The sequence below is a fragment of the Lederbergia citri genome (assembly GCF_018343625.1).
In the GTDB taxonomy this organism is placed as follows: Bacteria; Bacillota; Bacilli; order Bacillales; family Bacillaceae_C; genus Lederbergia; species Lederbergia citri.
This window is the reverse complement of sequence record NZ_JAGYPG010000001.1, coordinates 1,348,664-1,363,623: the sequence shown is the minus strand read 5'-3', so window position 1 is coordinate 1,363,623 and position 14,960 is coordinate 1,348,664. Positions and strand designations below refer to the sequence as shown.

General features: G+C 36.9%; 15 protein-coding genes and 1 pseudogene. 12 read left to right on the top strand and 4 right to left on the bottom strand.

Annotated features, from left to right (window positions below; all coding sequences use genetic code 11):
* Positions 1–126: 126 nt before the first annotated feature.
* Complete coding sequence (locus KHA97_RS06950; RefSeq protein WP_213123965.1) at positions 127–666, bottom strand: transcription repressor NadR; 540 nt, start codon at positions 664–666, stop codon at positions 127–129.
* 197 nt (positions 667–863) lie between these two features.
* Between KHA97_RS06950 and safA the strand changes: the two are divergent.
* The 3 genes and pseudogenes from safA to KHA97_RS06935 form a co-directional block, all read left to right on the top strand.
* Positions 864–1,004 (top strand): annotated as a pseudogene (safA, locus tag KHA97_RS06945) (SafA/ExsA family spore coat assembly protein); the annotation flags it as partial.
* A gap of 910 nt (positions 1,005–1,914) precedes the next feature.
* Positions 1,915–2,892 carry a phosphotransferase gene (locus KHA97_RS06940; RefSeq protein ID WP_213123964.1) on the top strand — a complete coding sequence of 326 codons (978 nt, stop codon included), beginning with the start codon at positions 1,915–1,917 and terminating at the stop codon, positions 2,890–2,892.
* 80 nt (positions 2,893–2,972) lie between these two features.
* On the top strand, positions 2,973–3,545 hold the full coding sequence (locus KHA97_RS06935; protein WP_213123963.1) for an intercompartmental signaling factor BofC: 573 nt from the start codon (positions 2,973–2,975) through the stop codon (positions 3,543–3,545).
* A gap of 217 nt (positions 3,546–3,762) precedes the next feature.
* On the opposite strand, the gene KHA97_RS06930 is transcribed toward KHA97_RS06935, so the two are convergent.
* On the bottom strand, positions 3,763–4,368 hold the full coding sequence (locus KHA97_RS06930) for a general stress protein (protein ID WP_213123962.1): 606 nt from the start codon (positions 4,366–4,368) through the stop codon (positions 3,763–3,765).
* A 197-nt stretch (positions 4,369–4,565) separates the two neighbouring features.
* Between KHA97_RS06930 and ruvA the strand changes: the two genes are divergently transcribed.
* Genes ruvA through yajC form a run of 6 tightly spaced genes read left to right on the top strand, consistent with a single transcriptional unit; the run spans position 4,566 to position 8,897 of the window.
* Positions 4,566–5,180 (top strand): Holliday junction branch migration protein RuvA, encoded by a 615-nt coding sequence (gene ruvA / locus KHA97_RS06925; protein WP_213123961.1) that lies wholly within the window; start codon positions 4,566–4,568, stop codon positions 5,178–5,180.
* 19 nt (positions 5,181–5,199) lie between these two features.
* Positions 5,200–6,201 carry a Holliday junction branch migration DNA helicase RuvB gene (gene ruvB / locus KHA97_RS06920; protein ID WP_213123960.1) on the top strand — a complete coding sequence of 334 codons (1,002 nt, stop codon included), beginning with the start codon at positions 5,200–5,202 and terminating at the stop codon, positions 6,199–6,201.
* The gene (locus tag KHA97_RS06915) at positions 6,198–6,407 is read left to right on the top strand and encodes a DUF2905 domain-containing protein (RefSeq protein ID WP_213123959.1); all 210 of its coding nucleotides are present in this window, start codon (positions 6,198–6,200) and stop codon (positions 6,405–6,407) included. Before ruvB ends, KHA97_RS06915 begins: the two co-directional genes overlap by 4 nt.
* Positions 6,404–7,429, top strand: a complete 1,026-nt coding sequence (gene queA, locus KHA97_RS06910) for a tRNA preQ1(34) S-adenosylmethionine ribosyltransferase-isomerase QueA (protein ID WP_213123958.1) — start codon at positions 6,404–6,406, stop codon at positions 7,427–7,429. The genes KHA97_RS06915 and queA overlap by 4 nt, the downstream gene beginning before the upstream one ends.
* A gap of 25 nt (positions 7,430–7,454) precedes the next feature.
* Positions 7,455–8,594: a tRNA guanosine(34) transglycosylase Tgt gene (gene tgt, locus KHA97_RS06905; protein ID WP_233713325.1), complete on the top strand. Its 1,140-nt coding sequence runs from the start codon at positions 7,455–7,457 to the stop codon at positions 8,592–8,594.
* Positions 8,595–8,624: 30 nt separating this feature from the next.
* Entirely contained in the window at positions 8,625–8,897 is a 273-nt protein-coding gene (yajC, locus tag KHA97_RS06900; protein ID WP_213123956.1) for a preprotein translocase subunit YajC, read from the top strand.
* Positions 8,898–9,304: 407 nt separating this feature from the next.
* Here the strand turns inward: yajC and KHA97_RS06895 are convergent, their stop codons facing one another.
* Positions 9,305–9,664 (bottom strand): TIGR04086 family membrane protein, encoded by a 360-nt coding sequence (locus KHA97_RS06895; RefSeq protein WP_325167433.1) that lies wholly within the window; start codon positions 9,662–9,664, stop codon positions 9,305–9,307.
* 171 nt (positions 9,665–9,835) lie between these two features.
* On the opposite strand from KHA97_RS06895, the gene KHA97_RS06890 reads away from it, so the two are divergent.
* Positions 9,836–10,480 (top strand): DUF421 domain-containing protein, encoded by a 645-nt coding sequence (locus tag KHA97_RS06890; protein WP_325167418.1) that lies wholly within the window; start codon positions 9,836–9,838, stop codon positions 10,478–10,480.
* Positions 10,481–10,491: 11 nt separating this feature from the next.
* Here the strand turns inward: KHA97_RS06890 and spoVB are convergent, their stop codons facing one another.
* Positions 10,492–12,039: a stage V sporulation protein B gene (spoVB, locus tag KHA97_RS06885; RefSeq protein WP_213123955.1), complete on the bottom strand. Its 1,548-nt coding sequence runs from the start codon at positions 12,037–12,039 to the stop codon at positions 10,492–10,494.
* Positions 12,040–12,109: 70 nt separating this feature from the next.
* Here spoVB and KHA97_RS06880 point away from each other — a divergent pair, with 70 nt between their 5' ends.
* Together KHA97_RS06880 and secDF are read left to right on the top strand one after the other, a co-directional pair.
* Positions 12,110–12,475: a post-transcriptional regulator gene (locus tag KHA97_RS06880; RefSeq protein ID WP_233713323.1), complete on the top strand. Its 366-nt coding sequence runs from the start codon at positions 12,110–12,112 to the stop codon at positions 12,473–12,475.
* Between the two features lie 126 nt (positions 12,476–12,601).
* Positions 12,602–14,869, top strand: coding sequence for a protein translocase subunit SecDF (gene secDF / locus KHA97_RS06875; protein ID WP_213123954.1), 2,268 nt, complete (start codon positions 12,602–12,604; stop codon positions 14,867–14,869).
* The last annotated feature ends 91 nt before the right edge of the window (positions 14,870–14,960 follow it).

Below are 14,960 nucleotides of genomic sequence, written 5' to 3'. Positions count from 1 at the left end.
GGTTGGTGATAAGCAACATAGGCTCGTCAAGGTCCAGCTACAGGCTGTCAATTGGAAGTTAGAGAACAAAATCTCGGTCTGGAGAATATTTGCTTGTCGCCCCTACTGAGCCCCATCCGCTTTTGGTTAATCCAATAATATCCCTGCAGCCTTCAAAGCCTCTTCTGCTTTTTTAATTGGTCCTTCATTTGAAGCCATTAAAGTATGTAAGTGGATGCCAGATGTTAAGTCAGCCAATAAGGACGCGTTTGTTTTTTTTATCTTTTCCAGAAATGCCCGAACCTCTTGCCGATTCGATACCATAATAGAAGCCGTAAGGTCCCCATATACAGGATGTTCCACTTTCACGTCCTTTACTGTTACTCCATGATCTACTATGATATTTAACTCTTCTTCCGCTTGGTTGCGTGTATGAACACAGGCAATGGTTTTTTCAACCGTTTTATTAATAGGATTTACATTCATATAAAGGTATCCTTGGCTTGTGGCAATGATTGGCTCGTTACGGGCTTTTAATAAAGTAATATCCCCAACAATGACCTGTCTGCTAACATTCGCTATTTGAGCAAGTCGCCCCCCCGTTAAAGGTATAGCACTACTTTTCAATAAGGAAAGCAGCATATCTCTTCTCTCATCACCAAGAAGCTTTTTATTTTCTTCTTCCATTTATAAACCTCCGTTCTCATCATTTCTATATTGAATAATACCATACTTTGAAAGTCTTTATGATGAAATGAAACGTCCTTTTCCAACCACCGTGAGCATAAATTGGCTACATTTATCATAAGTTTTTGTGAAGATTAATAGCAATTTGCCTATACATTCATACACTATATGGACTTATGTCTGAGGAGGGGAAATGTGTGAAAATCCATATTGCGCAAAAAGGAGAAACTCTTTGGAAAATCGCGAAAAAATATGGAGTGAATTTTGAAGAGTTAAAAAAGATGAATGCCCAATTGTCAAATCCAGATATGATCATGCCAGGCATGAAAATAAAAGTGCCAGGCGGAGGTGGAGGTGGAGGTGGAGTTAAAGAACACCATATGCCGCCCAATGTAGCACCAAATGTAGCACCAAATGTAGCACCAAATATCCCTCACCACGTACCAAAAGAAATGCCAAAAGTAGAACATATTAAGAAGGAGGTTCCGGTTCCAATCGTGCAGCCAACTAAAGAGATTATTAAAGAAGTTCCCAAGGAAGTACCATATCCAATTTATCAACCTGTGATGCCACAGCCACTTCCCGAAATCGATATTAGTAACTACTACATGATGAACATGCAACAGTCGCAGTCACAAATACAACAGCAAGTAGAAAAGGAAGTTCCAAAAGAAGTTCCTGTTCCTGTAGAAATGCCAGTTATGCATGTTCAACAACCAATGTATAACTATTGCTATCCAGTAATGCCAATTTGTGATCCTTGTTACAACCCATATGGTTATATGTATCAACCACAAATGATGCCTCAAGTACAAGGAACGATGATGCAGCCAATGGGAGTGCAGCCAGCTGTATTACCTGGAGTACCAACTACCGGATTTATGGCTCCACAATGGCATGATGAGTCATCTAGTCATCCGGGAATGTATGGGAAAATGGATAGCTCGGATTACTGGGGGCATGCACCTGGAGCGGTAATGCCAGCAACTCAGCAAGCTGTTCCTTATCCAGCTTATCAAATGCCGTATACAGCACCAGTTACAGAAGGATATCCAGCAATGCCTAATGTAGCTCCAGCTTATACAAATGTAGGTATGCCTGGGTGTGGATGTGGAGGTTATTCACCATACATGAGGCAGGCATTTACATCAGCAATGGCTTATAACCCTTATCCATTTGGATCAGTGTTGCCGACAGATAATGCTAATGCATATGCAATGCCAGTCCGTCATGATGAAGGAAATGAAGATGAATAGACAATACTTTGAAGATCGAGACGGATTCAATGACCGTCTCCTTCTTTTTATGAAGAATAATGCCGGATTACCATTTACCAATATTAGGCAAGTAAAACATGGAGTCTGGGTTTTATCAACTAGCTATGATAAATGGATATTAAAAGAGTTTCCCTCCATTTATAAATTATCCATTCAAATAGATTTCACGAAAGAATTAAAGAAAAATGGATTTGCTAAAACCTATTCTTTTTTTCCAAGTTTATTTCAATTAGATGATCGTATCTTTGGTCTAATTCAATATATAGATTCTAATCATATTGGTCCTTATCAATATGATAATGATGAAAATATTGGATCAGCCTTAGATACGATAAAGAATTTTCATCTTACGACACATAGATTTGTAGAATCCTTTAAGGAGCAAATACCAACTTTCAAGCAAATTTCAAAATGGGATAAGAGGCTAATTGATTATTATACATTTATTAATTTACATAGATTTAATCCAGTATATTCACATTTAAAAAGGCTTGCACAGTATGGATCATGGGCACTTCAACAAATGAAAGAACAACCATCCTATTTTGAAAAAGGGTATCAATGCATTATTCATGGTGATTTGGCAAGCCATAATTTTATAGAAGGGAAAGATGGAACACTTTTTTTGATAGATTTTGATTTAATTAGCATCTCGCCCGCGGAAATAGATTTACTGCAATTTTGCAATAGAATTTTACCTTTTTTGAAATGGGACGAAGATAGGTTGTTTAGCTTTGAGCATCTTAGACATCTGAAAAATGTCCAGCCATTTTTAGCCGCTCTCGTTTACCCAACGGATATTTTTAGGGAGTGGATTTTCTTCTCAACTAAAGATGTTGAGGAACAATCCAAAAAATGGGCACATGTACAAAGACTTACTTTTCATCAATATAAAGAAAGGTTGGCATTTTATGAAAAAATCATTGAAAAGGTAGAAAAATGGATTTAAAAACATTCGGATATTCATGTTAAAATATGGGTACTCTAAGCTTAGAAAAGAAAAACATTCTAGCTAATGAGGTGATCCGTATGAAGTTTATTGCCATAATCCTTATGATTTCTGCAATGGTGTTTAGCGGAAGTGGTCCATATAAGAGTAACTTGAGGCATATTGTAAAAACAGAAGACGGGTCAAAAACAGAGCACATAAAAGATATTCGGGGAAACATTGAAGACCCACTTTTGTTAAAAGTTGTATTGAAAAGGAAGTATCTAGATGGTGAAGTTAGTGAAGAGATTGTTAAAGAAACCATTTGGGCACTGGAAGATTTCTGGGCAAAATATGAAGCTTGGCAGCTTGTAGATATGGATGAAGAAAAATTGGTATTTGAAACGGTAGTCGATGATATATCTCCACTATTAAAACTAAATGGATTTTTTGGTATAACGGAAGATGGTACGTTAACTATCTTTAATGGAAATCCTGACCAGGCTGATATCATTCAATCCTTTTTTCAAATAGATATAAAGAAGTTGGAGGGAAAAAAGCAATTGCAGCTAAAAAAAGGTATACCAGTAAGAACAAAGGAGATATATACTGAAGTACTGGAAACTATGAAGCAATATTCATTAGATAAACAAAATGAGAAAAAGCCAAAATAATGGCTTTTTCTCATTAATAAAGAAATATTACGGAACGGGTGTCCGTCCTGTCTAGCTCCAGGCGCCTTCCGCTTTTCCAACCTCTCCGTGTTTCCTTTATCTCGTCAGAAGCTTAACAGGAACGTCGACTAAAAACCGCCACGTCCTGTGGCGACGTCGACGGACCCACATCCTGTGGGCCTGTACGTCGCTGAACGGGCGCCTTACGCTTTTCTCATTAACGATCATAAAAAGGATTATCTTCCTCCTCATACTCCTTATCCCGAGTCACTTTTTTTTCATTATTAAGAAGTGAATTGCGAAATCCGTTTGCATCTAAAGTTGTATGATTTCCATCAAGCAATTCATTTTCAGGCTGAATCACTTCACCTTGACCGTCAAAAGGTTCTTCATCTGAAGGCATGTGCCGTTCAACTGCATGTGTTCTTTCTTCCATATTCTCCGTAGTTAATACACCAGTTCTTCCTTCGTCATACTCGCTATCTACGAGAACAAGTATTTTTCCGCCTTCAATTTCGTTGGCATATTGCTCAACATCATACTGGGTCATTCCAATTCCTAGAAGGTAATCAGAGTATGCCGAGTATTCACTAGAGTTGCCTGTAAAGAAAGATTTTAATTCATTCCAAAATCCGCGATTTTCTTCTTCCGTTACGTTATGATCGACCGCCACTCCAGCCTTTTCTTCAATCATCCTCGTTTCATAATCATCATGGGCAATAACGTAAATATGGCTTTTGTCAATTCCATCCTGCTTCATGGAATCAATAGCACGCAACGCCTCAAAACTTGAAGCGAACACACCGACTACATTTTTTTTCATGATAAATTTCCTCCTAAAAAGAAGTGTAGAACTTGTTTTGATAGGATAAGGAACATTGAGCGGTGACCATTGTTGAATTAACAATACCCAATTCTATTCTTAATTAAACATTTAATAAAAGAACATATGTTTTTTACTATAAGGAGATATGAATTATATGGTACAATATTGGATAGCATGAAAGAGGAGAGAAGGCATTGTACGAATACATAAGAGGCACTATTGAGTATACAGGCCCAGAATATGTCGTAATAGAAAATAATGGGATCGGATATCAAGTTCTGACTCCTAATCCATATGTTTTTTCAAGTAAAAAAGGAATTCAAACGATTATTTATACGTATCAGCACGTTCGTGAAGACATTATTGCATTATATGGATTTCCGACAATGGAAGAAAAGTTGATGTTTCGTAAATTAATTGGTGTGTCTGGAATCGGCCCAAAGGGAGCACTAGCTATTCTTGCATTTGGCGAACCTACCCAAGTAATCCGTGCTATTGAAAATGAAGATGAAAAATTTTTAGTAAAATTTCCTGGTGTCGGTAAAAAAACAGCTAGACAAATGATTCTTGATTTAAAAGGGAAATTGCATGATGTTTTAGCTGATGAGGGAACAAATACTCCTGTTGAAAATATGAAAATAACTTCTTCGAATAATGACATGAGTGAGGCGTTAGAGGAAGCTATGCTTGCACTTTCGGCTCTAGGGTATTCGGATCGTGAATTGAAGAGAATTGCTCCGAAGTTACAAGATAAAGAATTAACTACAGATCAATATATAAAACAATCATTGCAAATGCTAATGACGTAATAGAAGGGATGAAGGAACAATGGAAGAAAGAGTACTATCAAGCGAAGCGATAAGTAATGATCTTTCTTTCGAGCAAAGTCTCCGACCTCAAAAGTTGTCTCAATATATTGGCCAAGATAAAGTTAAAAGTAACTTGGCTGTATTTATTGAGGCTGCGAAAATGAGAAAGGAAACATTGGACCATGTACTTTTATATGGTCCTCCTGGTCTTGGGAAAACTACTTTAGCTGTTGTAATTGCGAATGAAATGGGTGTGAATGTAAGAACGACATCTGGCCCGGCAATTGAACGGCCGGGAGATCTTGCAGCGATTTTGACCTCGTTGGAACCTGGGGAAGTATTGTTTATAGATGAAATTCATCGATTGCCACGTGCAATTGAAGAAGTATTATATCCGGCTATGGAGGACTATTGCCTTGATATCGTAATCGGTAAAGGGCCAGAATCAAGATCGGTAAGACTTGATTTACCACCATTTACTCTAGTGGGGGCTACAACTCGTGCTGGAGCTGTATCGGCCCCGCTTCGGGATCGTTTCGGCGTCTTGAGCAGATTGGAATATTATAATGAGGAGCAATTAACGGATATCATTGTAAGGACTGCACAAATATTAGAAACAGACATTGACTGGAACGCTGCAGTTGAAATTGCCCGAAGATCTAGAGGAACCCCGAGAATTGCGAACAGGTTGCTTCGAAGGGTAAGAGATTTTGCTCAAGTAAGGGCCGACGGAATTATTTCCCTTTCCCTTGCAGATGAGGCATTGGAGCTTTTACAGGTTGACCGTCTTGGACTAGATAATATCGATCATAAATTATTAAAAGGTATGATTGAAAGATTTAGAGGCGGTCCAGTAGGAATCGATACAATTGCTGCTAGTATTGGGGAAGAGGCAGCTACAATAGAAGACGTTTATGAACCATATTTATTACAAATTGGCTTTCTACAAAGGACACCTAGAGGTAGAATTGCAACTCCTTTAGCATATGAACATTTTAAATTGGAGGTCCCTAATAAATGAACGGTATGTCCAAGCTGTTAATGTTTATTGGGGGAGCTATTTTTTTAATCGGATTTTTAATCCAATTTGTAAAAATTGGAAAGTTACCGGGTGATATTGTGATCAAAAAAGGGAATACAACGTTTTTCTTTCCGATCATGACCTCCATCATCATCAGCGTTCTATTAACATTTGTTATATACATCGTAGGGAGGCTAGGGAAATGAAAGTTGATATGTTTGATTTTGAATTGCCTGAGGAATTAATTGCACAAGTTCCGCTCGAAAACCGAGCTTCTAGCCGCTTAATGGTTCTGAATAAAGAGACAGGTGAAACAAAACATGATACTTTTAATAATATCTTAAAATACTTAAAAAAAGGTGATTGCCTAGTATTGAATGATACGAAGGTTTTACCTGCCAGATTACTTGGCGCAAAACCTGATACTGGAGCGAAAATAGAAGTACTCTTGTTAAAGCAGATTGAAGGAGATAAGTGGGAAACGTTAGTCAAGCCTGCAAAAAGAGTGAGAAAAGGAACAACAATCACTTTTGGTGATGGAAAACTTGAAGCAAATTGTGTAGAGGAACTAGAGCACGGGGGAAGAATTCTCGAGTTCCAGTATGAAGGCATCTTTTACGAAATTCTTGAAACACTTGGGAAAATGCCTTTACCGCCGTATATAAAGGAACAGCTTGAAGATCAAGATCGTTATCAAACTGTTTATGCGAAAGAACGAGGTTCTGCTGCGGCCCCTACAGCAGGGCTGCATTTTACAAAAGAGTTGCTAGAAGAAATTCAAAAAATAGGTGTCAAAATAGCCTTTATTACACTTCATGTTGGTCTAGGGACCTTTCGCCCAGTCAGTGTCGAAAATATTGAAGAACATGATATGCATGCGGAATATTACAGTATTTCGAAAGAGACGGCTGCTTTGTTAAATGAGGTAAAGAGACAAGGGGAACGTATTATTTCAGTCGGCACAACTTCAACGAGAACACTGGAAACAATAGCCGATAATAGCGGTCATTTTCAAGCAGGAAACGGTTGGACCGATATTTTTATTTATCCTGGGTACACATTTAAGGCAATAGATGGAATGATAACAAATTTTCATTTGCCAATGTCCACCCTTATTATGCTTGTTAGTGCTTTGGCTGGACGTGAGCATGTATTATCTGCATATAACGAAGCTGTAAAAGAGAGATATCGTTTCTTTAGTTTTGGAGATGCAATGTTGATTATATAAGATATATAGAAAGGAAATGAATTGCTTGACTGCGATAAAATACGAATTAATTAAGACATGTAAACAAACTGGAGCCCGACTAGGAATCATTCATACTCCACATGGATCGTACGAAACACCGATGTTTATGCCTGTTGGGACACTTGCTACTGTTAAAACGATGTCTCCTGAGGAATTAAAAGAAATGGGTGCTGGGGTCATCCTTAGCAACACTTATCATCTTTGGCTTCGTCCAGGACATGAAATTGTTAAAGAAGCAGGCGGTCTTCATTCATTTATGAATTGGGACCAGGCAATTCTTACAGATTCAGGAGGCTTTCAGGTTTTTTCTTTAAGTGAGTTTAGAAAAATAGAAGAAGAAGGCGTACATTTTCGTAACCATTTAAATGGGGATAAGTTATTTTTATCACCGGAAAAAGCAATGGAGATACAAAATGCGTTAGGCTCAGATATAATGATGGCTTTTGATGAATGTCCTCCATATCCCGCTACCCATAAATATATGAAAAAGTCAGTTGAGCGTACGTCACGCTGGGCGGAAAGATGTATAAAGGCACATAAACGTCCAGAAGACCAAGGACTGTTTGGAATTGTGCAAGGTGGGGAATACGAAGACTTAAGGACCCTTAGTGCAAAAGATTTAGTCTCCTTGGATTTTCCGGGCTATGCGATTGGAGGATTGTCAGTCGGGGAACCAAAAGATGTTATGAATAAAGTGTTAGAATTTACGACACCTCTTTTACCTAGTAATAAACCAAGATACTTAATGGGTGTTGGTTCTCCAGATTCATTAATTGATGGCGCCATTCGTGGTGTTGATATGTTCGATTGTGTATTGCCGACGAGAATAGCAAGAAACGGAACGTGTATGACAAGCAATGGCAGGTTAGTTATTAAAAACGCTGCTTATGCAAGAGATTTTGGACCACTAGATGAAAATTGCGATTGTTATACTTGTAGAAATTATTCTCGTGCGTATATTAGGCATTTAATAAAATGTGACGAAACGTTCGGAATTAGACTTACGACTTATCATAACTTATATTTTCTGTTAAAATTGATGAAGCAAGTCAGAAATGCGATTAAAGAGGATCGCCTAGGTGACTTCAAAGAAGAATTTTTTGAGCGATATGGATTCAATCTTCCGGACGCGAAAAATTTCTAATAACTTTAGCAATAAAGGAGGGAAAATAAAATGGAAACGTTAATAGGTTTATCGCCGTTTATCTTAATGTTCGTATTGTTTTATTTCTTGTTAATAAGACCAAACCAAAAGCGGCAAAAAGCGGTTCAAAACATGCAAAGTAATTTGCAAAAAGGGGACAAGATCGTCACTATTGGCGGACTTCATGGAATTGTAGACGCAATCGATGAAGGGAAAGTCGTCATTAAATGTGGTGATGGAAGTAGGCTTACATATGATCGTGCTGCTATTCGTGATGTGGTCGAGTCTGTAGGTGGAAACTAAATATTAATGATAAAAGAAGCTAGTCAAACGACTGCTTCTTTTTTTGATGCTTCGTATAGAAATATACAATTAACATTGTAAATTTCTAATGAATTATTTTTCTATGTCGGATTGGTTTGGTTCCATGGATTTCTCAACAAAAGTTTACCAATCGTGGCATGGGTGCCCTTCACCTAGAAATATGAAGGGTGAAGGGCACCGATAATTGTTATTGGAGCCACTTCACACTTCTAATTTTTATAAAATCTCACTGTATTGTGCAATACTAGTTTTGAGGTACAAGGTATTTTCCCCGTTATAGATGATTTCAGAAAGAATTGATTTTTCTTTTATAATAAATCCAGTCCCTTTTAAAAAGGTTTATAAAGTATTCCCATAAATTATATGGATTGATTATTGTTTAAATTTCAATTATGAACTGGTCCAGACAATATATTTACGCCTAGAACTCCTCCCATCATAGCAGTTAAGATATAGCAAATATGATAGACTAACTGTTCTAATGTGAATACAGAACTGTGACCTAAATATTGATACATAAAAATGATGAGGCTGTATACAAGACCAGTTAATCCTCCTATTAACCACCCTTTTTGTTTACCTTTTCCCCCACAAACGAATCCACCGGCAAACACTGAGAAGAAAGAAATAATGGTGATCAGCAAGCTGATTGATTTTTCTTGGGTATCAGTAAATTTGAGGATGAGGGAAAATATCAAGCTTGTTATCACACCTAAAAGTAAGATAGCAATGACTCCATATAAAATGGATACTCCAATTTTTTTTGTTTCTATACGTCTACACTCCTTCCATTTTCCTCTACTGACCTATCTCTGTACATGCTTATTCATTTACTTTGTTTTTAGAATGTTTTTTCCTCAATTTTTCTCATTTATATAGGACATACTAAGTTGCAATGAAGAGGAGGGAAAAAGGAAGTGGAAAATTTCTTTATCATCATTTTACGTACGATTCTTTTGTATGCAGTAATTCTCTTTATTTTCAGGATTATGGGCAAACGAGAAATAGGAGAGTTGAGTGTACTGGATCTTGTTGTATTTATTATGCTGGGTGAAATGGCGGTTATCGCAATTGAACAACATAAAGATCCCATTCTTCATACGCTCGTTCCGATGGCTGTACTTATGTTAATTCAAATGTTTATGGCTTTTTTATCATTAAAGAGTAGAAAGTTTAGGAAAATCATTGACGGAAAACCATCATTAATCATAAAAAACGGAAAAATAGATGAAAATATAATGAAGAAACTACGCTACAATTTTGATGATTTACTCATGCAGCTTAGAACGAAAGATATAACGAATATTGCAGATGTAGAATTTGCCATACTTGAAACTTCCGGAGAGCTTTCGATTATCAAAAAATCTAATAAAAAGAAACCGGCTACGTATACTCTTCCAATTATATTAAATGGAAAAATTCAGCAAGACCATTTAGACCAAATGCAGAAGGATGAAGCTTGGCTTACAAAAGAACTGAATGATCGTGGACATACACAAATTGATAAAATCTCTTTTTGTAGTTTTCAAGATGGGAAATTTTTCATTGATTACATCGATTAACCTAATAAAAGTTAACGAATAAAACGATTGATGAAAGGAATCCTTAATAAATCACTTTTCTTTAATAACTTAAACAAAATTGAAAGGAACAGATATGACACGGTGATAACACTAATTCCAGCCAGTAGACGAATTTTTTCAGGACTATCTATAAGTGTTGTATTGTAATAAATTTTTCCTGCAATTCCAGCAAGAACAGTTGTTAAGATAAATCTTACATAGTCCAATAAATATATGGTAAATTGTATTTTTTTCAATACTGTAGCGAAGTGGAGCATTGTAACGAGAACAGTACCTGCTGCAATACCTAAAGCTGCCCCATTTATTCCAAATTGTGGTTGAGAAGCAAAAGCGAAAATAATTACAATTTTAAATACAGCTCCAATAAGACTATTAACCATTGCTGCCCTTGCTAAATCCAATGCCTGAAGAATAGCCTGCAAGGGCCCTTGGTAGTAATGGAATATAAAAAAAGGAGCCATTAATTTAATAAATCCGAAGCCGTCTGGTGACCCATACATTAATGTCATGAGTGGCTTGGCAAATACGAATAAAACGACGACGGCTAGTCCACCTGTTAGAAGAGCAAACCTTAATGCTTGCTGCAGTCTGTGTTCTACAAGTTTATAGTTACGATAGGCATTTGCTTCACTAATGGCAGGTACGAGGGAAGTGGAAAGTGAATAAGTGACGAAAGATGGCAGCATAAGTAAAGGAAGTGCATATCCAGTCAACAGCCCATATTGCTTCGTCGCTACACCTGCTGCAACTCCCGCTAAAAGTAAACTATGAGAGACTACAATCGGTTCAAAAAACCAGGCAAGCGACCCAATCATCCTGCTTCCCGTAGCAGGTAAAGCGACATCCATTAATTCATTTAAAGTTTGTCTTCCAGATTTCACTGATTTGAAAAAGTTTTTTCGGATTGGGAACTTTTTCTTTACTTTGAACATCATAAATAAATAGGCGAGGGATGCAAATTCCCCTAGGACCGATGCAACCATTGCAGCTGCAGCAGCGTATTCAATTCCTAATGGTAAAAATTTCTTTGCAAAAAATGCAATTAATGCAATCCTGACAACTTGCTCAATCACCTGAGAAATTGCAGCAGGTTTCATATTTTGTTTTCCTTGAAAGTAACCCCTAATAACAGACGAAACGGCCACAATTGGAATAATAGGAGAAATGGCGACTAAAGGATAATACGTTCTAGGATCTGTAAAAAGTGCCTTTGATAAATACGGTGCCAGTAATATTAATGCTGGCGTAAAAATAATGGATAAGGTCCCCGTAACAGCTAGAGAAACAGCAAGTATTTTCTTTATTTTTTTCCTGTCCCCTCTAGCTTCTGCTTCCGCAACAGCCTTTGAAATAGCAACAGGCAACCCCATTTGTGTTAATGTAATAACGAGGATAAGGGTAGGAAAAGACATCATAAATAATCCTACACCTTCAGCGCCAATCATTCTCGCGATTACAATTCTATTAATGAAACCAAGAAGTCTAGTTATAAGTCCAGCAGCCATTAATATAATGGTTCCTCTTAAAAACTTAGTCATTTTTGTCCCTGCCTTCTCAAATCACTATCAATCGATTACAATGAAGTATATGCAATGAAGTGGACAAAGCATGACAAGTTGTCACTTATCGATTGATAAATTATTGGAAGGCGGTTTAATGATGGACACTTCTCAACACCCTTATGAATCATATTTTCATATGTTAACACCTGCATTATCTAGTAAAGCCGAAGAATTTACTGTACTCGGATATGGTGAAATTAAAATTGAAGATATTTGGACTTTTTTAACGAAAAAAAAGTGGAGAAAACCTAAAGAGGGGATAAGGGTTTATGAATTGGTTTCAGATGTGTTATCACTGAAGGTTGGCGAGTATATGAATTATGCCACTGTCGAAGCTTATAAATCGCAAGATTGGTTTTCTGATTTGGATAGTGTAGAATTACAAGAATTACTACTTCCAAAAGATAAATAGTGATACATTGACACTGCTTTTTAACTGCTTCATAATGAGGAAAGGTTATATATCAACTAGGAAAAAATGTAAAACTTTTAATGCATACGTTCAATGTTCATCATTGACAAGGGGGAACTATAAGTAATGGTTAAACGAAGCAGAATAGTAGCTTTTTTTCTTATTATCATTTTGATGGCAAGCTTAATCGGGACTACGACAAATCCTATTCTCAAAAAAATTAAACTAGGACTTGATCTTCAAGGTGGTTTCGAAGTTCTTTATGATGTTAAGCCAGTAAATAAAAATCAAAAAATTGATAGAGATACTCTTGTACATACAACAGAAGCTCTTAATAATCGAATTAATGTCATTGGTGTAAGTGAACCAAATATTCAAATAGAAGGTACAGACCGTATTCGGGTACAGCTTCCTGGTGTAGAAGATCAAAATCAGGCTAGGGAAACGCTAGGTACGACGGCAACTTTATCATTCCGCGATGTCAATGACAACTTAATGCTTTCCGGAACGGATTTAAAGGAAGGCGGAGCAAAGGCAACTATTTCTTCCAGAAATAATCAGCCGATTGTATCAGTTGAATTAAAAGATCGAAAGAAATTTAGAGATGTAACAAAGAAAATTGTGGATATGGCTCCAAATAATCAGTTAGTCATTTGGCTGGATTTTGAAGAAGGTGTAGATTCTTATAAAGATGCCGTAGCGAACGGTAATCCCAAAATGCTTTCAGCACCAAATGTTAATGAGGTTTTTAATACAACAGAAGTTACAATAGAAGGGCATTTTACACAAAAAGAAGCAGAAAACCTTGCAAATCTTTTAAATGCTGGGGCTCTTCCGGTCAAATTAAAAGAAGTGTATTCAACATCAGTTGGTGCGCAGTTTGGTGAACAAGCACTTAATAAAACGATACAAGCTGGAATTTTAGGAATTGCAATTATTTTCCTTTTCATGATTGCTTATTATCGTTTTCCAGGGGTTATTGCAACAATCACCCTTTCCATTTACATTTTCTTGATTTTACTTATTTTTGATTTAATAAATGGTGTTTTGACCTTACCGGGTATTGCCGCTTTAATTCTTGGGGTCGGAATGGCGGTTGATGCGAATATTTTAACATACGAGCGGATTAAAGAAGAAATTAAGGTTGGAAGATCGATAAAATCTGCATTTGAGGCTGGAAATAAATCTTCCTTTGTCGCAATTTTTGATGCTAACATCACTACTTTATTAGCAGGAGTTGTTTTATTCTATTTTGGGACAAGCTCTGTAAAAGGGTTTGCGACAATGCTTATTATTAGTATCTTGATGAGCTTTTTCACAGCAGTATTTGGATCTAGATTATTACTAGGTTTATGGGTGAATAGCCGTTTCTTAAAAGATCTACCAGGTTGGTTTGGTATAAAACGCTCAGAAATTTATGCACTGTCGGATAATAAGACTACACACGACTTACCAACCCGCTTTGATAAGTTCGATTTTGTAAAGCATCGGAAGAAATTCTATGTATTTTCTACTGTTTTAATATTAAGCGGGGCCATCATCTTAGGAATTTTTAGATTAAATTTAGGGATTGATTTCTCTAGTGGAACTCGCGTTGAAATTAATGCAGGTAAGACTTTGACAACAGAACAAGTGAAATCCGAACTTACCGAAATAGGTTTTCCGACAGATGATATAGTACTGGCAGGAGCGCAAAATGAAATAGGAGTTGCACGGTATAAAGGTGTTTTCAACAAAAACGAAATTGCTAAATTTAAAACACATTTTTCCGATAAATATGGTTCAGAGCCTAACGTGAGCACCGTGTCTTCAACTGTCGGGAAAGAATTAGTGAAGAATGCATTTTACGCTTTGTTGTTTGCAGCAATCGGGATCATTATTTACGTTTCTTTCCGCTTTGAATATGCAATGGGACTAACTTCTGTACTTGGTCTTTTACATGATGCATTTTTTATCGTCGCTTTCTTTAGTTTAACAAGGCTAGAAGTAGACCTGACCTTTATCGCTGCAGTCTTGACCATTGTTGGTTATTCGATAAACGATACAATTGTTACGTTTGATCGTATTCGAGAAAACATGACTGCAAAAAAACGTTTAAAAACAGAACAAGACATTGCTGACGTAGTAAATAAGGGCTTGCGTCAAACATTGACTCGTTCGATCAACACTGTTTTGACAGTCATCATCACTGTAGTTGCATTGCTAATATTAGGAAGTGAATCTATTCGAAACTTTTCAATTGCATTACTCGTTGGACTTCTTGCCGGAACGTATTCTTCGATCTTCATTTCGGCACAGTGGTGGTATGATTTAAAAGTGAGAGAGCTCAGGAAAAATGGCCCGATAAACACTGTGAAAGAGAAAAAGAAATGGTCGGATGAACCACAAGTGTAAAGAAAAGCGTAAGCGCCTGTTTATCGACGTACAAACTTCAGGGCCTCTGACTGAGATAAAGGAAACACGATGAGTCCGGTAGGACGAATCG